Source organism: Brevibacterium sp. FAM 27836 (assembly GCF_051351055.1).
In the GTDB taxonomy this organism is placed as follows: domain Bacteria; phylum Actinomycetota; class Actinomycetes; order Actinomycetales; family Brevibacteriaceae; genus Brevibacterium.
Genome location: NZ_CP195711.1, coordinates 1,567,125 through 1,582,664 on the forward strand (window position 1 = coordinate 1,567,125; position 15,540 = coordinate 1,582,664).

Annotated in this window: 15 protein-coding genes; 11 read left to right on the forward strand and 4 right to left on the reverse strand. The window is 66.0% G+C overall.

Annotated features, from left to right (window positions below; genetic code table 11):
• The first annotated feature begins 79 nt into the window (after positions 1–79).
• From ACSE4D_RS07085 to ACSE4D_RS07095, 3 genes are read left to right on the forward strand one after another with little or no spacing between them, the layout of a single operon-like run.
• Positions 80–532, forward strand: a complete 453-nt coding sequence (locus tag ACSE4D_RS07085) for a hypothetical protein (RefSeq protein ID WP_436326925.1) — start codon at positions 80–82, stop codon at positions 530–532.
• A gap of 5 nt (positions 533–537) precedes the next feature.
• Entirely contained in the window at positions 538–1,008 is a 471-nt protein-coding gene (locus ACSE4D_RS07090) for a PadR family transcriptional regulator (protein WP_436326926.1), read from the forward strand.
• Between the two features lie 47 nt (positions 1,009–1,055).
• Positions 1,056–2,354: an Nramp family divalent metal transporter gene (locus ACSE4D_RS07095; RefSeq protein WP_436326927.1), complete on the forward strand. Its 1,299-nt coding sequence runs from the start codon at positions 1,056–1,058 to the stop codon at positions 2,352–2,354.
• Positions 2,355–2,416: 62 nt separating this feature from the next.
• Here the strand turns inward: ACSE4D_RS07095 and ACSE4D_RS07100 are convergent, their stop codons facing one another.
• A complete protein-coding gene (locus ACSE4D_RS07100; RefSeq protein WP_436326928.1) occupies positions 2,417–3,364 on the reverse strand; it encodes a ketopantoate reductase family protein in 948 nt (315 codons plus the stop codon).
• 128 nt (positions 3,365–3,492) lie between these two features.
• Between ACSE4D_RS07100 and ACSE4D_RS07105 the strand changes: the two genes are divergently transcribed.
• On the forward strand, positions 3,493–4,182 hold the full coding sequence (locus tag ACSE4D_RS07105; RefSeq protein ID WP_436326929.1) for a TetR family transcriptional regulator: 690 nt from the start codon (positions 3,493–3,495) through the stop codon (positions 4,180–4,182).
• A gap of 68 nt (positions 4,183–4,250) precedes the next feature.
• On the opposite strand, the gene ACSE4D_RS07110 is transcribed toward ACSE4D_RS07105, so the two are convergent.
• Positions 4,251–5,117, reverse strand: a complete 867-nt coding sequence (locus ACSE4D_RS07110) for an aldo/keto reductase (protein WP_436326930.1) — start codon at positions 5,115–5,117, stop codon at positions 4,251–4,253.
• A gap of 69 nt (positions 5,118–5,186) precedes the next feature.
• Here ACSE4D_RS07110 and ACSE4D_RS07115 point away from each other — a divergent pair, with 69 nt between their 5' ends.
• Complete coding sequence (locus ACSE4D_RS07115; RefSeq protein WP_436326931.1) at positions 5,187–6,368, forward strand: SLC13 family permease; 1,182 nt, start codon at positions 5,187–5,189, stop codon at positions 6,366–6,368.
• 159 nt (positions 6,369–6,527) lie between these two features.
• On the opposite strand, the gene ACSE4D_RS07120 is transcribed toward ACSE4D_RS07115, so the two are convergent.
• Positions 6,528–7,307, reverse strand: coding sequence for a GntR family transcriptional regulator (locus ACSE4D_RS07120; protein WP_436326932.1), 780 nt, complete (start codon positions 7,305–7,307; stop codon positions 6,528–6,530).
• Positions 7,308–7,459: 152 nt separating this feature from the next.
• Here ACSE4D_RS07120 and ACSE4D_RS07125 point away from each other — a divergent pair, with 152 nt between their 5' ends.
• The 6 genes from ACSE4D_RS07125 (at position 7,460) to ACSE4D_RS07150 (ending at position 14,123) form a co-directional block, all read left to right on the forward strand.
• Positions 7,460–8,575 carry a TIGR03364 family FAD-dependent oxidoreductase gene (locus tag ACSE4D_RS07125; RefSeq protein WP_436326933.1) on the forward strand — a complete coding sequence of 372 codons (1,116 nt, stop codon included), beginning with the start codon at positions 7,460–7,462 and terminating at the stop codon, positions 8,573–8,575.
• 168 nt (positions 8,576–8,743) lie between these two features.
• Positions 8,744–9,691 carry a phosphate/phosphite/phosphonate ABC transporter substrate-binding protein gene (locus ACSE4D_RS07130; protein ID WP_436326934.1) on the forward strand — a complete coding sequence of 316 codons (948 nt, stop codon included), beginning with the start codon at positions 8,744–8,746 and terminating at the stop codon, positions 9,689–9,691.
• Between the two features lie 11 nt (positions 9,692–9,702).
• Positions 9,703–10,578: a phosphonate ABC transporter ATP-binding protein gene (gene phnC / locus ACSE4D_RS07135; RefSeq protein ID WP_436326935.1), complete on the forward strand. Its 876-nt coding sequence runs from the start codon at positions 9,703–9,705 to the stop codon at positions 10,576–10,578.
• Entirely contained in the window at positions 10,575–12,254 is a 1,680-nt protein-coding gene (gene phnE / locus ACSE4D_RS07140) for a phosphonate ABC transporter, permease protein PhnE (RefSeq protein ID WP_436326936.1), read from the forward strand. Before phnC ends, phnE begins: the two co-directional genes overlap by 4 nt.
• Positions 12,255–12,321: 67 nt before the next feature.
• Complete coding sequence (locus tag ACSE4D_RS07145; protein ID WP_436326937.1) at positions 12,322–13,014, forward strand: phosphonatase-like hydrolase; 693 nt, start codon at positions 12,322–12,324, stop codon at positions 13,012–13,014.
• Complete coding sequence (locus ACSE4D_RS07150) at positions 13,011–14,123, forward strand: zinc-binding dehydrogenase (RefSeq protein WP_436326938.1); 1,113 nt, start codon at positions 13,011–13,013, stop codon at positions 14,121–14,123. The genes ACSE4D_RS07145 and ACSE4D_RS07150 overlap by 4 nt, the downstream gene beginning before the upstream one ends.
• A 71-nt stretch (positions 14,124–14,194) precedes the next feature.
• Here ACSE4D_RS07150 and ACSE4D_RS07155 read toward each other — a convergent pair whose 3' ends face one another.
• Positions 14,195–15,535, reverse strand: coding sequence for an enolase C-terminal domain-like protein (locus ACSE4D_RS07155; RefSeq protein WP_436326939.1), 1,341 nt, complete (start codon positions 15,533–15,535; stop codon positions 14,195–14,197).
• Positions 15,536–15,540 lie beyond the last annotated feature (5 nt).

The window sequence follows — 15,540 nt, forward strand, 5'->3', positions numbered from 1 at the left end:
CGCGTCCGAGGGTTCCTCCGCTCCGCCTTGGTGCGGGTGGCTCTTGATTACGGCATTGAACCATTGGTACAGTACCTTTATGTCTGACACCCCGCAGAAGACACCGTCCGTGAATTCGCGCTCTCTGCTCCTCCCCTATGCCCTCGGGCTCATCATCGCGATGGCCGTCGTCCACGTCGTCATCGCCGTCACCGGCGGACGGGTCACAGTCCTGGCCGGGGCGCTCACGGCGGTCGTCGCTCTCGGCATCGTCGTGTGGCTGCGCCGGAACCGGAAGCAGCTGCGACGCGTGCGCTTCGGAGTCGTCATCGCCCACACCCTCGCCTATGTGACTGTGACGACGTCGTTCACTCTCCATCTGGTCATCCGAGTCATCACCCTGGGCTCCGGAGAGGGCCCGAGCGGTGCGATCGGCGCCGCCCTCCTCGGCGGCTCATGGTTCGGCGCCACCCTCGTCATGAGCGCACTGTGGGGCCTCGGTCTGCTCATCCATCTCATCGGCACCGTCCTCGGACGTGGCTGGGAAGACTGAGCGTGATGAGCCCAAGCAGGAAGGAGGCCGCGACGGAGCACGCGGCCGAGACCCCCGGGGACCGCCTCGGCGAAGACCGCCTCGGCGAGGAACGCCCCACAGAGGAGCAGGAATGGCTGTCCGATCGGATCGATTCCTGGGTCGAAACCTACAAGAAGTCGATGCTCACCCCCGTCGTCCTCCACCTCGTCGCACGCCATCAGCCGACCGGGATCACCACGATCCTCACCGAACTCACCCGGAGAACAGGCTGGCAGATCACGGAACGCGGCCTCTATCGCACGATCAAACGGCTCCAGGACTCTGGGCTCCTGGTCAGCACCGACACCAGCGCCCCACGGACCGGAGCCAAGCGCAAAGAACTCTCGCTGACGACGCTCGGCCGCGCGTTCCTGTCCGGGATCACAGAGAACCTCATCGAGCTGCCGGGCGCAGAGATTCAGGCGCCCGAGCCGCAGGACTCCCATGTAGAGTAGTCGGCATCAGACCGTGACTGTGATCACAGACCTCGAGGATGAGTCTCATGGACGACGATCAGATCCCGAACGACCGCTCGAACGAATCCCCCGCTGAGGGCACCGCGGCGAACGAGGCCCCTCCCCGCTGGAAGCTCCTGGGCCCCGGACTCGTCGTCGCCGCCACCGGCATCGGCGCGGGAGACCTGGTCGCCACCCTCGTCGCCGGATCGAAATTCGGCTACGCCCTGCTCTGGGCGGTCATCGCTGGTGTGGTCATCAAGATCTTCCTCGTCGAGGGTGCCGGACGGTGGTCGCTGGCGACGGGGCATTCGATCTTCGAAGGCTGGCGCAGACTCGGCGTATGGACGTCGATCTACTTCGGCCCCTACATCCTCATCTGGGGATTCGTCTACGGGGCCACCGCGATGTCGGCCTCCGCCCTGCCGATCTACGCCGCCTTCCCGCAGATCCCGTTCATCGCCTACGCGATCTTCTCCGGACTCGTCGGCGCAGGCCTCGTCTGGCTCGGCAAGTACCACACGCTGGAGAAGCTCGTCGCCGTCTTCGTCGGGCTGATGTTCCTCACTGTGGTGGGATCGGCCGCGTTCGCCGCGCCGAATCTCCTCGACGCCGTCAAGGGCCTCATTCCGCTCATCCCCGAGGGCGGTCTCATCAACACCCTGAGCATCGCCGGCGGGGTCGGCGGCACGATCACCCTCGCCGCCTACGGTTATTGGCTCAAGGAGAAGGGGTGGTATCAGCCGAAGTGGATGCGGGTGATGCGCATCGACAACTCTGTCGCCTATGTCATCTCCGGCGTCTTCGTCATCGCGATGCTCATCATCGGCGCCGAGCTGCTGTATTCGGCGAACATCGCCATCGAATCCGGCGATGAGGGGCTCGTCGAACTCTCCGGCGTCCTCGCCGACCGGTACGGTGCCTTCGTCGGCAACCTCTTCCTCGTCGGGTTCTGGGCGGCGTCGTTCTCCTCCGTCCTCGGCGTGTGGAACGGCGTCTCCATCATGTTCGCCGATTTCTGGGGCCAGCTGCGCAAGAAGCCCGAGGATCACCCGGACCGCCGCTCCGGCGGAAAGTACTACAAATTCTACGTCCTCTGGCTCACCTTCCCACCGATGCTGCTCCTCCTGCTCGGCAAACCGGTGACCATCATCATCGCCTATGGCGTGCTCGGCTCCCTGTTCATGCCCTTCCTGGCCATCACGCTCCTCTTCCTCCTCAACGGCCGGCACATGCCGACACAGTGGCGCAACGGCTGGGTGCTCAACATCATCCTCGGAGTGATCGCCGCGATCTTCCTCATCCTCGGCGTCAACGAACTCATCGGTTCGTTCTCACCGAGCTGAGCCGCCAGGGCGTGAGGGGCCTCCGCCCGCCCGCACGAGAGGGCCGGGCATCCTCGTTGCTGTCATCTGAATACCGACTCCAGCGCCTCCACGCGGGGAACGCTCACCCCGAGACGCCTCGCGTCCGCAAGCACTTCGCGCGGATAGATGCTCGTCATGTCATAGCTGCCGTGCCCGCTGTCGATCACCTGCTCCATGAGGTAGCTGTAGTCATTGTCTCCGCCGAGCACCTTCTGCAGACCGAAGGCGATGAGGCCAGCCGGCAAGCGGCGGATGGCGGCCGCCCCAAGCCTCGGAGTCCCGCCTTTGGCTTCGAGGACGGCGGTCATCTCGCGAATCTGGAGCACTGATTCCTTTATGGCCGACCGCGATCGCGCGTATTCTCTGAAGCCGCCCAGACGGAGGATTCCGACCATGATGGCAGCGTCGAGGATGAAGTGGAACCACAACCAGCTCCTGAAGTCCGCCACCTCTGAGACCGAGAAGCCGGCTCCTTCGAAGAGCCCGTGCACCGCCTTGTGTCGCGCGGAGGGCTCCTCGGAGTCAATGAGCCCGAGGAAGACATTCCTGACCATTCCGCCGCGCAGAGTGCTGCCGAAGAACCCGCCGCCGGCACCGGGGAATCCCCATACGATCTGATCTTTCGGGAAGCCGGCCACCGCCTCCATGGGCTCGACCCAGATGTTGTTGAAGACGAGCACCGTCGCATCCCCGAGGCGCGGAGCGAGGAACTCGACAGCGCCGGCCAGCTGGTCATGATTGACGCTGAGGATGATGAGATCGTAGTCGTGGTCGGGCCCGAGCTCCTCGCGCATCGTGATCGCCCAGCGCTGCCTGACCTGCCGATTGCGCCGACGTTCGCGTCCGTCCCTGATCTCAAGATCGACGTGCGGGCCGAAGTCGGAGATCCGCCCGGGCCGGACATAGAAGTCGACATCGTGGCCGGCCTGCTCCAGGGCCCAGCCGTACTGCGTCGCGATCACTCCGCGTCCGAACATGAGAATCTTCATCTGCTTCTCTCTTCTCCGGCATCGCACCGGATCGTGACTCGATCGCCCCGTAATGGACGAGGCTTTCCACTTAGACTAAGAGTCGAAGTGGTCGCATCATTCCGTTTTCGCAGAAGTGAGAGAAAGTCATGACCGAACCGACTCAGATCGAGGGCACGGACAGCACCCGACTCCGCTCAGATGCGGCACTCAACCGCCGACGCATCCTCGACGCGGCGGCAGAACTCTTCGCGCAGAGGGGACTCGACGTGCCGATGAGCGCAATCGCCCGTCGGGCAGGAGTCGGTGTGGCCACGGTGTTCCGACGGTTTCCCGATCGGAGCAGCCTCGTCAGGGAAACCTTCGACACGCAGCTCGACCATTGTGAGGCGGTGCTCGCAGAGGCGGTGGCCGACCCCGACCCCTGGCGCGGCTTCCGCCGATTCCTCGAGGAGATCTGCCGCATGCAGATCGACGACCGCGGATTCACCGACGCCTTCCTCTCGACCCGCGCCGCGGCAGACGATCGCTCCACACGCGGGGCAGGCGACAGGATCGGTGAGAGACGACGGCAGGCCGAAGTGGAGCTCTCGCTCCTCGTCGAGCGTGCACAGCAGGCGGGGATGCTGCGTGCGGATTTCACGGTCAGTGACCTGACGATGGTCATGTTGGCCAATTCCGGTGTCGGGACGGCCTCGGGCGACCACGCGCACGAACTCTCCCGCCGTTTGGTCGCGTTCCTCCTCATCGCCTTCGGAACGGAGGCCGCGCGGGCTCGGATCAGCCTTCCTCCTCCGAGCCGAATGGGCATCGGCGACCTCTACACCGGCGAGGGCTGATCACGCCGCCGGCAGTCGGTCGATGTCGGAGGCAGAGATCATCACGCTGACCGTCTCGCCGTTGCCCCTCACATCTCTTCGTGCGTCAGCGGGTCCCGATCCTTCATCCGACCGCGCTCGAGTCCGGAAATCGCGTCCACCTCGGCGGGGGTGAGTTCGAAGTCGAAGACATCGGCGTTGAGTCGCTGTCGCTCGGGGTTCGCCGACTTCGGGATCGGGACGCTGCCGACTTCGATGTGCCAGCGCAGGACGACCTGGGCCGGGGTCACGTCATGGTGGTCGGCCGCCTCGGTGATGGGGGCTTCGTCGAACAGCCCCTGGTCACGGTAGAGCGGGGACCAGGATTCGGTCTGCACGCCGATCGAGCGGTGGAAGGCGATGAGCTCGGCTTGCGGGAAATAGGGGTGGAGCTCGATCTGGTTGACCGCGGGCGTGACCCCGGTGGCGTCGACGAGCTCGGTGAGCATCGCCTCGGTGAAGTTCGAGACCCCGATCGATTTCACGAGCCCGCGTTCGCGCAGCTCGATGAGACCGCGCCAGGTGTCGATGTACTTGCCGACGCTGGGGTTGGGCCAGTGGATGAGGTGCAGGTCGAGGTAGTCGAGGCCGAGCCTGGCCAGGGACTCCTCGGTGCTGGCGATGGCCTCGTCGAAGCCGTGGTGGCGGCCGGGGATCTTGGACGTGACGAAGAGGTCCTCACGGGCGACGGAGCAGTTCGCGATCGCCTCGCCGACTTCGCGTTCGTTCTCGTAGTTCACCGCGGTGTCGAGCAGACGGTAGCCGACGGTGTCGACGGCGCCCACGATCGCGTCGACGCCGTCTTCGCCCTTCATCGCATAGATGCCGAGGCCGAGCTGCGGGATCGCACGCCCGTCGTTGAGGTCGAGGGTGGGGATCGGTGAGTTCTGTGCTGAAGTGTTCGCTGAGGTCGCCATGACACCACCCTATGATCGCCGAGGTGATGTGGCCAGGGGGCGGGGGCGTTCGTGCCGTACTCTGCAGGTGTGCGCGAAAACCAGTGGAATCTCGCCTCTCTGCGGTGGAACGTCATCGTGCCGTGGGCGCTCATCGCGGTCGCGGTTCTCACGGTCGTCACCGGACGCCTGCCGGGCGACGACCTCGCCGCACTCGCCGAGACGACTGGGCCCGTCCTCGTATTCGTCATCGCGATGACGATCGTCGCCGAGCTCGCCAGTGTCGCGGGCGTGTTCTCGGTCGTTGCCGAACGCCTGGCCGTCTGGGGACGGGGGCGGCGAGCGCTGCTGTGGGGCTTCGTCCTCGTCATGATCACACTGAGCACGGCGCTCATGTCCTTGGACACAACGGCGGTGCTCATCACCCCGGTCATCGTCGTCCTCGCCCGGCACGTCAGGGTCTCTCCGCTCCCGTTCGCACTCGCCACCGTCTGGCTGGCCAACACCGCTTCACTGTTCCTGCCGGTGTCGAACCTGACCAATCTGCTGGCCGCCGATGCACTCGGCGGGACGCCGCTGGGGTTTTTCGTCGAATTCTGGGCTCCTGCGCTCGTGGCGGTGCTCATCACCGTCATCGCGCTCACCCTCATCCACCGTAGGAGCCTGGTGGGTCGATACGAGCTCGCGGAGACCACGACCATTCCCGACCGGCGCCTACTCTTCATTGCGGCGGTGGTCGTTGCCGTGCTGTTGCCGATGTTGGTCTCCGGGCTCCCGGTAGCCCTCGTCGCCGGTGTCGCGGCGTTTGTGCTCCTCGTGGTGTTCGCCGTCCGCCGCCGCAGTGTGCTCACCTTCCGCCTCGTTCCCTGGCAGACAGTCGGGATCGCGGCGAGCCTGTTCGTCATCGTCGAGGCGATCCATGTCCAGGGCTGCGTCGCGGCCCTCGACACCGCGGTCGGTCAGGGCGAGGGGTTGTTCGACCTGCTGCGGATCGCGGCCATCGGTGCCCTCGGCGCGAACGCCGTCAACAACCTGCCCGCCTATCTCAGCCTCTCGGCGTTCACGGACACTCCTCTGCGGCTCGGCGCTCTGCTCATCGGGGTGAACCTTGCTCCGATCATCACCCCGTGGGGGTCGCTTGCCACCCTGCTGTGGCATCAGAGGCTGACAGCGATGGGCGTCGAGATCTCGTGGCGGAAGTTCGCCATGCTCGGGTTGAGCCTGACTCTCGTACTCGTACCCGTGACGACGCTGGCGCTGTGGCTGGTGTGAGGAAGGAAGGACCGCTGGCTGCGAGGGCTTTCCGGCACGAACGAGTCGGGACGCTCGAGAGGATGCGCAAACCCCGCACGAGAACGGTCTCGAGTGCAGACTGAGCCGCACGTGGCTGCCGTGCGCTCAGACGCGGCTGACCGGGTGGGCCCCCCACGCTCAGACAGGTGCAGTGTGCTCGGTCGAGACCAGCGACATCGAGCTCGGGTTTCCGCGGGTCGAGTTCATCGTGAAGCTCGCCTTCCACGGCAGATAGCGGTCGTCGGAGGACTCGATGACGTCCCCGGCGGTGGTGAAGGCTCGCCGCCGCACCCGCAGCAGCGGGGTGCCCACGGGCACCTCGAGGAGCCGCGCATCGTCCTCATTCGCCCCGACCGCATCGATCGTGCGTGAGGCTCGGTTGATGTCGACGCCCTGATCGATGAGCTCCTGGTAGATCGATCCCGAATCCGTGTCGAAAGCCAGGACATGCCGACCGAAGTCGAGCGGATAATTCAGCCGCTCGACCATGGCGGGCACCTCGTCCATGAGGCGCAGGCGGAACACCGAGACTATCGGATCGCCGGCTTCGATCCGCAGACTCGCCGCCAAGGACTTCTCGGCCGGCTCACGTGCCACCCGCTGCGTGACCTGCCCCGGAACGATGTCAGAGGCGTGGCACCACTGAGAGAACGAGATGACATCGTCGAAGGACTGAGTGAGGACGTTGTCGAGCACGACCGTCCGCCGCCCCCGACCCGAAGAGATGAGCCCTTCTGCCCGCAGCGCCGACATCGCCTGCCGCACCGGACCGCGCGAACTGGAGAACTTGCGCGTGAGTTCCGCCTCGGAGGGGAGTTCATCACCGGGCTGGAACGATCCCTCGCGAATCGCCGTGCGCAGGTAGTGCGCAATCTCATCGTGCTGCTGTCGGGCGTGGTGCCTCGGGCCGGTGGTCATGAGTGATCCTCTCCTTCGCGACCTGCGCTCAGCGCTGTCTCGGTGAACTCGATATGGCGCGGCAGGGACGCAATGTCACATTCAGGTGAACAGCCATCAAACTTGTACATACATATCTTCATTCTACGCCACGGCCGCACAATCATGAGGGAATGCCGACAACAGATCTCATCATCACAGGCTCGGGAATCCTCGGGCTCGCCACCGCATTCCTCGCCCACCGACAGGGCCGCACCGTCCGCGTCATCGATCGCTCCGACCGCCCCGTCGGCTCGTCGATCCAGAACTTCGGCCACGCCTGCTTCACCGGCCAGTCCGATGCCGCACAGCCCCTTGCCGAGAAATCACGCGCGGGATGGCTCGACGCCGCGGCCGCCACCGGCCTCTGGGCGGCCGAGACCGGCACCTTCATCCCGGCGATGACCTCGGCCGAACTCACCGTCCTCGAGGAGTTCGCCGCCCACCGCGGCCCCGATCAGGTCCGACTCCTCACCCCCGATCAGATCGCCGAGGCGGTGCGCAATCCCGGACTCAACGCCGTCGGCGGTGCGCATCTGCCGTGGGACATGCGCGTCGACCCACGGCAGGCGGCCCCGCAGATCGCCGCCTGGCTGGCCGAGCAGGGCGTGGAGTTCACGTGGAACACCCACGTCACCGAGGTGGCCGACGGCACCGTGACAACTAACCGCGGGAACTTCCGCGCCGAACAGGTCGTCGTCTGCCCCGGCTACCAGCTGACCAGCCTGTTCCCCGAGATCGCCGAGGCCCACGAGGTCCGCATCTGCTCACTCGTGATGTCGCTGATCGAAGATGCGGACCGCTTTCCCAGGGGCTTCGCAATGCTCACCGGAACCTCCCTCGCCCGCTACGACGGGTTCGCCGCGATGCCCGGCGCCGAGGCGCTGCGGCGCGAACTCGACGAGCGGGAACCCAGGCTGCGCACCTGCATCGCGAACCTCATGGTCACCGACATTCCGCAGGGCCTGCTCATCGGCGATTCTCACGCCTACGATCTCAGTCCCGAGCCCTTCATCGACGAGGAGATCGCCGACCTGCTGCTCGACCGCGCCACTGCGATGCTCGGCATCGACCGACCCACGGTGCGCCAGCGCTGGTTGGGCATGTATGCCGACAGCCCGTCGACCAACCTCATCCTCGAACGCCCCGACGACTCCACGACCGTCGCCGTCGTCGCCTCGGGGATCGGGATGACTCTGGCCTTCGGCATCGCCGATCTCATCGTCTCGGGCGGCTCCGCCGACATCTGAGCCGCACCGCGATCTATCCGGGCATTTCCGAACCACGCATTAAGTTGTCATGTCCACCCGGTGAACAAGCATCAGTTGTATAGACATCACGGATTGGACTGGGCACGATGGAATCGAACGACCGCCCGACAGCGTCTCATCCACCCCCTGCACCCGAAAGGCTCCACCATGGCCACGCTGCCCTTCCTCCGCTCTCGTACGGCCCGAAGTCTCACGGCCGGCCTCCTCGCCCTCCCCCTGCTCGCCGCCTGCGGCGGTTCCAGCGGTTTCGGCGACGACGACACGATCACCTTCGCCGCAGTCCCCGCCGAATCCTCCTCGACGCTCGAATCCTCGTTCGAGAACATCACGAAGCTCATCGAGGAGGAGACCGGCAAGACCGTCGAATTCCAGAACGCTTCGGACTATGCCGCCGTCATCGAAGGTATGCGCGCCGGCCAGATCGATGCCGCCTCCTTCGGGCCCTTCGCCTACGTCATCGCGAAGGACTCGGGGATCAACATCGATCCTGCGGCGGCTCCGACCAACGATGCCGACAAGGACCCGGCTTACACTTCGCTGGCCTATGTGAAGAAGGGATCGAACATCAAGAGTCTGAGCGACCTCAAGGGCAAGAAGACCTGCTTCGTCGATGCCGCCTCGACTTCGGGCTACCTCGTGCCGATGAAGGGGCTGCAGGACGAAGGCATCGATCTCGACAAGGATCTCGAACCCGTCATGTCCGGTGGCCACGACGCTTCGCTTTTGACCCTGAGCTCCGGCGACTGCGACGTGGCCTTCGCTCACGACGCCATGCTCACGACGCTGGAGAAATCCGGACAGGTCGACAAGGGCAGCCTCGAGAGCATCTGGGAATCCGAACCGATCACCGAGGACCCGATCGCCGTGAACAAGGACGCCCTCGACGCGGACACGGCGGCCCAGCTCACCGACATTCTCCGTGAGAAGGCGAACGTCCCCGCGATGGTCGACGCCGGCATCTGCTCGGATGAGGACGACTGCGTTCTGCCCGAGGAGATCACCTACGGATACAAGGAAGTCACTGATGCCGACTTCGACTCGATCCGCGACATCTGCGAGGCCACCGAGGCCGACGCCTGCAAGAACATCGGCTGAGGAGGACGACCATGAGCCATCTTTCGACAGCGCCCACAACTCCGGAACTCCAGAGGGAGATCGACTCCATCTACTCCGTCCAGCTCGACCGGGTGACGAAGGACTTCGGCGGCGGAGTCCTCGGCCTCGACGACGTCAACCTCGGTTTCAGACACGGCGGCATCACCGTCCTCCTCGGGCTCTCCGGATCGGGAAAATCCACCCTGCTGCGCCACATCAACGGCCTGCACACCCCCACCTCGGGGCGGGTGCGCGTCCTCGGCCAGGACATGGACCGGCAGACCAGATCAGGGCTCAGAGCCGTCCGCCGCGACATCGGAGTGATCTTCCAGTCCTTCAACCTCGTCGGCCCGATGTCCGTGCTCGAGAACGTCTGCGCCGGGGCTCTCGGATCGCTGCGCGGACCGCGCATCACCCTGATGATGTACCCGAAGGCCGTCCGCCGGGAGGCCCTCGAAAAACTCGATCGGGTCGGTCTGGCCGACCGTGCCTACCAACGTGCCGATACGCTCTCCGGCGGCCAGCAGCAGCGGGTGGCGATCGCCCGCGCGCTCATGCAGCACCCGAAGGTGCTGCTCGCTGATGAGCCGGTCGCCTCCCTCGATCCGGTCTCGGCCCGCGACGTCATCGACCTGCTGCGGCAGATCTCCGCCGAGGACGACCTCACCGTCATCGCCTCCCTGCATCAGGTGCAGCTGGCCATCGATTTCGCCGACAGGATCGTCGGCCTGCGCACCGGTCAGGTCGTCCTCGACCGGGCGACGACCGGGCTGAGCACCGAGGAGGCTTCGCAGATCTACTCGAGCGTGTCCGGGCTGGGCGGCTCCGGCACCGATTCGACGACCACCGGCACCGAGGCGGCCGTCCGGGTCGGAGCGTTTCGATGAGTCTCGTCCTCGACCGTGAGGCTCCCGCCGTCACCGAACCCCGCCGGTCCCGTCCGGCCGGCAACAGCATCGCCGCCGGTCTCGTGCTCCTCGGTCTCGCCGGAGCCGGTGCCTGGTCGGTGTCGTCACTCGGTATCGATCCGGCCACCATAGTCTCGTCCTTCGACAATGCGGTCGGATTCTTCTCCCGCATCGTCCCGCTCGACTTCCCCGCCGTCGATGAGACCGTCTCGCTCGTCGTCGAGACGCTGGCGATCGTGTTCCTGGCGACCCTGCTCTCCGTCGTGCTCTCGGTTCCCGTGGCTCTGGCTGCGGCCAGGCCCACGCGGATGGGCCGCGGCTCTCAGTGGACGGCGAGGACATTCATCGTCCTCGCCCGCGCGATCCCCGATCTCGTGCTCGCCATCGTCTTCCTGCGGATGTTCGGCCTCGGGGCGACTGCGGGCATCATCGCCATGGGCATCCACTCGGTGGGCATGGTCGGCAAGCTCTATGCCGATGCCATTGAGGAACTCGACGACGGGCCACGCGAATCGATCGAAGCACTCGGCGGCAGCCGGCCCCAGCAGATCCTCAGCGCGATTCCGCAGACGCTCATGCCGCAGCTCATCGCCACGGCCCTGCACCGCTTCGACATCAACCTGCGCACCTCGGTGCTGCTCGGCTATGTCGGTGTCGGCGGCATCGGATTGGCCATCGCCGATTCGCTGCGCACCTTGGACTACCAGCGCGGGATGGCGCTGGCGGTGATCGTGTTGGGTCTGTGCATCGTCATCGAACTCGTCTCGGGCGCCATTCGGGCCGCGCTCATGCACTCGGCCGGCGCCCGGGTCACCGGCGGGACCTGGGTCGATCGGATGTTCAACCGGGGCCGTGAGACGCGCGCGGGCGACCTCGTGCTCACCCCACCCTGGAGTGTGGCACGATTTCGTCGTTTCGCCTCGGCGGCGGTGCTCATCGTCCTCACGATCGCCGCGCTGTGGCGGGTGGACATCTCGTGGTCGGCTCTGGCCGCAGGTCTGATCGACCTGCCCCGCACACTGGCGCTGTTCTTCCCGCCGTCGACGGGAGGGACGCTGGCCAACCTCCTTCAGCAGCTGCTCGTCACCGTCCAGATCTCGCTGGCCGCGACGTTCATCGGCACGATCATCGCCATCCCGGTCGGGGTCCTCGCCGCCCGAAACGTCGTAGCCAACCGGGTCGTCCATCAGGCGTTCCGCGTTCTCATCGTCGTCGTCCGCGGCATTCCCGAACTCATCCTCGCGATCATCTTCGTCGTCATCTCCGGACTCGGAGAGGTCGCGGGCACCTTGGCCCTGTCCATCGGGGCGATCGGCCTGCTGTCGAAGCTCATCGCCGATTCCATCGAGGAGACGGACACCCAGGTGCAGGAGGCGGTGCGGGCCACCGGGGCGGGCGAGGCACAGGTGTTCTTCGCAGCGACTCTGCGGCAGGCGGCACCGGCGTTCGTCGCCCACATCATGTACCTGCTGGACACCAACATCCGTTCGGCCACACTGCTCGGCGTCGTCGGCGCAGGCGGCATCGGATTCCTGCTGCTCAACGCTTCCCGAGTCAACCAGTTCGATGTCGTGACCATGGTGCTCATCCTCATGGTCGCCATCGTCCTCGCCGTCGAAGCCCTCTCCATGTGGCTGCGCGGCGCGGTCCGTTGACGGGGCCGATCGACCGAACCATGCCCACGAAACGCGTGGGCATCATCTCAAGAGAAGGAGAACCATCATGACCGAACTTGCCGTCTTCGACATGGCCGGGACCACCATCGACGAACGCGACGAGGTCTACCGCGTCCTGCGCGAGGCCACCGAGCGGGAAGGCGCCGCCTACTCCGACGAGGTGTTCCAGAAGTGGATGGGCACGGAGAAGCACTGGGCGATCGAAAATCTGCTCCGCCTCGGCGGGGTCGAGGTCACCGAGGAAGTCCACGAACGGGGCTGGCAGTGGTTTCGTGCCGAATTGAGCGAGACCTACACGCAGAATCCGCCGCGCCCGCTGCCCGGCATCGAAGAGGCGCTGGCGACCCTGCGCGAGCGCGGGATCAAGGTGGGCCTGACCACCGGGTTCTCCCGCGAAATCGCCGACCTCATCCTCACCACCATGGGCTGGAAGCAGGGTGAGACCTTCGATGTCTCGGTCACCGGCGATGAGGTGCCCGCGGGCCGTCCGGCACCCGAAATGATCAATCGGGTGATGGAGACCCTCAACGTCACCGACCGCTCTGCCGTCGTCAGCGTCGGGGACACCTCGGCGGATGTCGAATCGGCGCTGCGGGCAGAGGTCACCGCGGTGGGCGTGCTCACCGGGCACCTCACGCGCGAGGACTTCGCGGCAGAGGGGGCGCATCTCGTCCTCGACTCCGTGGCCGATCTGCCCGGCGCCCTTGCCGAGCAGGAAGCCGCGGTGGTCGCGAAGTGAAAGCGACCACGCCCGATCCGGCGATGACCGGCGCCGAGGCGGCTGATCCGACCCGTGAGCACACCTCGTCACACGGTGACGGCGGCAGCTTGGGTATACAGCCGTTCGCTCAGGTGTGGACCGGCGGTTCGGATTTCGAACTCCGCACTTTCGACCGACCGCCGCTCGGCCCCGGAGAGAGCCTGGTGAGGTTGACTGCGGCCACGGTGTGCGGATCCGACCGGCACACCGTCAGCGGGCGCCGATCGGGGGCGTGCCCCTCGGTCCTCGGCCACGAGGGCGTCGGCATCGTCGAGGAGACGCGCGGGGATGTGCCCGTCGGCACTCGCGTGGTCTTCTCGGTCACCTCGGTGTGCGGACAGTGTCGGAATTGCCTGCGCGGGCTGAGCGCGAAATGCACCTCGGTGCGCAAGGTCGGCCATGAGTCGGCGGACTCGGATTGGGCTCTGTCGGGGACCTATGCCAGTCATGTTCGCCTGCCCGCCGGCGTCGCGGTCGTTCCCGTACCCGATTCTGTGCCCGACGGCGTGGCCGCGACGGCGGGGTGTGCCGTCGCCACGGTCATGGCGATGTGTGAAGCCGCCGGTGACCTGCGCGGGCTTCGGGTCTTCGTCAACGGCATCGGCATGCTCGGACTGACCGCGGTGGCAGCCGCGCTGTCTCACGGAGCCGCCGAGGTCGTTGCCGCCGACCCGAACTCGGATCGGCGGCGCTTGGCCGAACGGGCGGGCGCGACAGGGACAGTCGAACCGGGGGCGCAGCTCAGTGATGTCGATGTTGCGCTCGAGCTCTCCGGCGCCGAGACCGGGGTGCAATCCTGCATCGGCTCCCTCGGCACCGGCGGCACCGTGGTCCTCGCCGGCAGTGTGTCGCCGGGCCCCGAGGTCGCAATCGACCCCGAGCAGATGGTGCGCGGCTGGCGCACGATCACCGGGGTGCACAACTTCGAACCGCACCATCTGGCGGAGGCCGTGGACTTCCTCGCCGCCGACGGAGCGGCGATGCCCTGGGAGGACATCTTCGGCGGTCCGATCAATCTGGCGAATCTGCCGAACGAGTTCACCGACCCGAGCGCGGGCCTGCGCACGGTGGTCACCACCACCCCCTAATTGCTACTTGACGGCGGCCCAGCAACCTCGCGCAAGGTTGCTGGGCCGCCGTCAAGTAGCAAAGGATGGGATCAGCGGACTAAACAGGGCCTCTTCGCGTCGAAGGTCCAGCCGGGGATGAGGTACTGCATGGCGACCGAATCGTCGCGTGAGTCCAGGCCGTGTTCGACGTAGAGCTCATGTGCTGCGGCCAGACGGTCATCGTCGAGGGCGACGCCTAGACCCGGAGTCGTCGGCACCCGGATCTCACCCTCGACGATCTGCAGCGGATCGGTCGTCAGCTCCTGACCGTCTTGCCAGATCCAATGAGTGTCCAGCGCCGTGATCTCGCCCGGGGCTGCAGCACCGACATGCGTGAACATCGCCAGCGAGATGTCGAAGTGGTTGTTCGAATGCGAACCCCAGGTAAGCCCGAAGTCGTGACACATCTGCGACACCCGATGCGAGCCGGACATCGTCCAGAAGTGCGGGTCGGCCAGTGGGATGTCCACCGCGTCAGACCTGATCGCGTGGGCCATCTCCCGCCAGTCCGTGGCGATCATGTTCGTGGCGGTGCGCAGCCCTGTCTTCCGACGGAATTCGGCCATGGACTCGCGTCCGGAGAACCGCCCTTCGGCTCCCACAGGGTCCTCAGCATAGGCGACGACCCCGTTCAGCGCATTGCCGTATTCAATGGCTTCGTCGAGCAGCCATCCGCCGTTGGGGTCAAGTGTGATTCTCGCATCCGGAAATTCCTCGGCCAGAGCCGTGACCGTCTCGACCTCGGCTTCACCGGCGAGGACTCCGCCCTTGAGTTTGAAGTCCTTGAACCCGTATTTCGCCGAGGCGGCCCTCGCCAGTTCGACCACCGCATCCGGGGTCAGTGCCTCCTCGCGGCGCAGACGATCCCAGCCATCTGCCTCGGATTCACGCAGATAGTCGAGGCCCGTGTCATCGGGATTGCCGACGAAAAACAGGTACCCGAGCATCGGCACCGCCTCCCGCTGCTGTCCGGCGGCCAGGAGGTCGGCCACGGGGAGCCCGAGAAACTGACCGTGCAGATCGAGCAGAGCCGATTCGATCGCGGCGGTGGCGTGCACACCCACGCGCAGGTCGAAAGTCTGGTTGCCCCGCCCACCGGCGTCGACCGTCGCGAACCGCTGGTGCAGCTCGGACACGATCCGGTTGACCTGAGCCACCGGCCTGCCAGCAAGCTCCCGCCCCGCATCGTCGATGGCGGCCTTGATGTTCTCGCCGCCGGGCACCTCGCCGAGACCCGTCCTGCCATCACTGTCGCCGATGAGGACGATGTTGCGCGTGAAGTAGGGCCCGTGGGCGCCCGAGAGGTTGAGCAGCATCGAATCCCTGCCGGCGACCGGCACTACTCTGACGGATTCGATTGTGGGAGTGGCGACCGCAGTTCGTGTCATCATCGGCG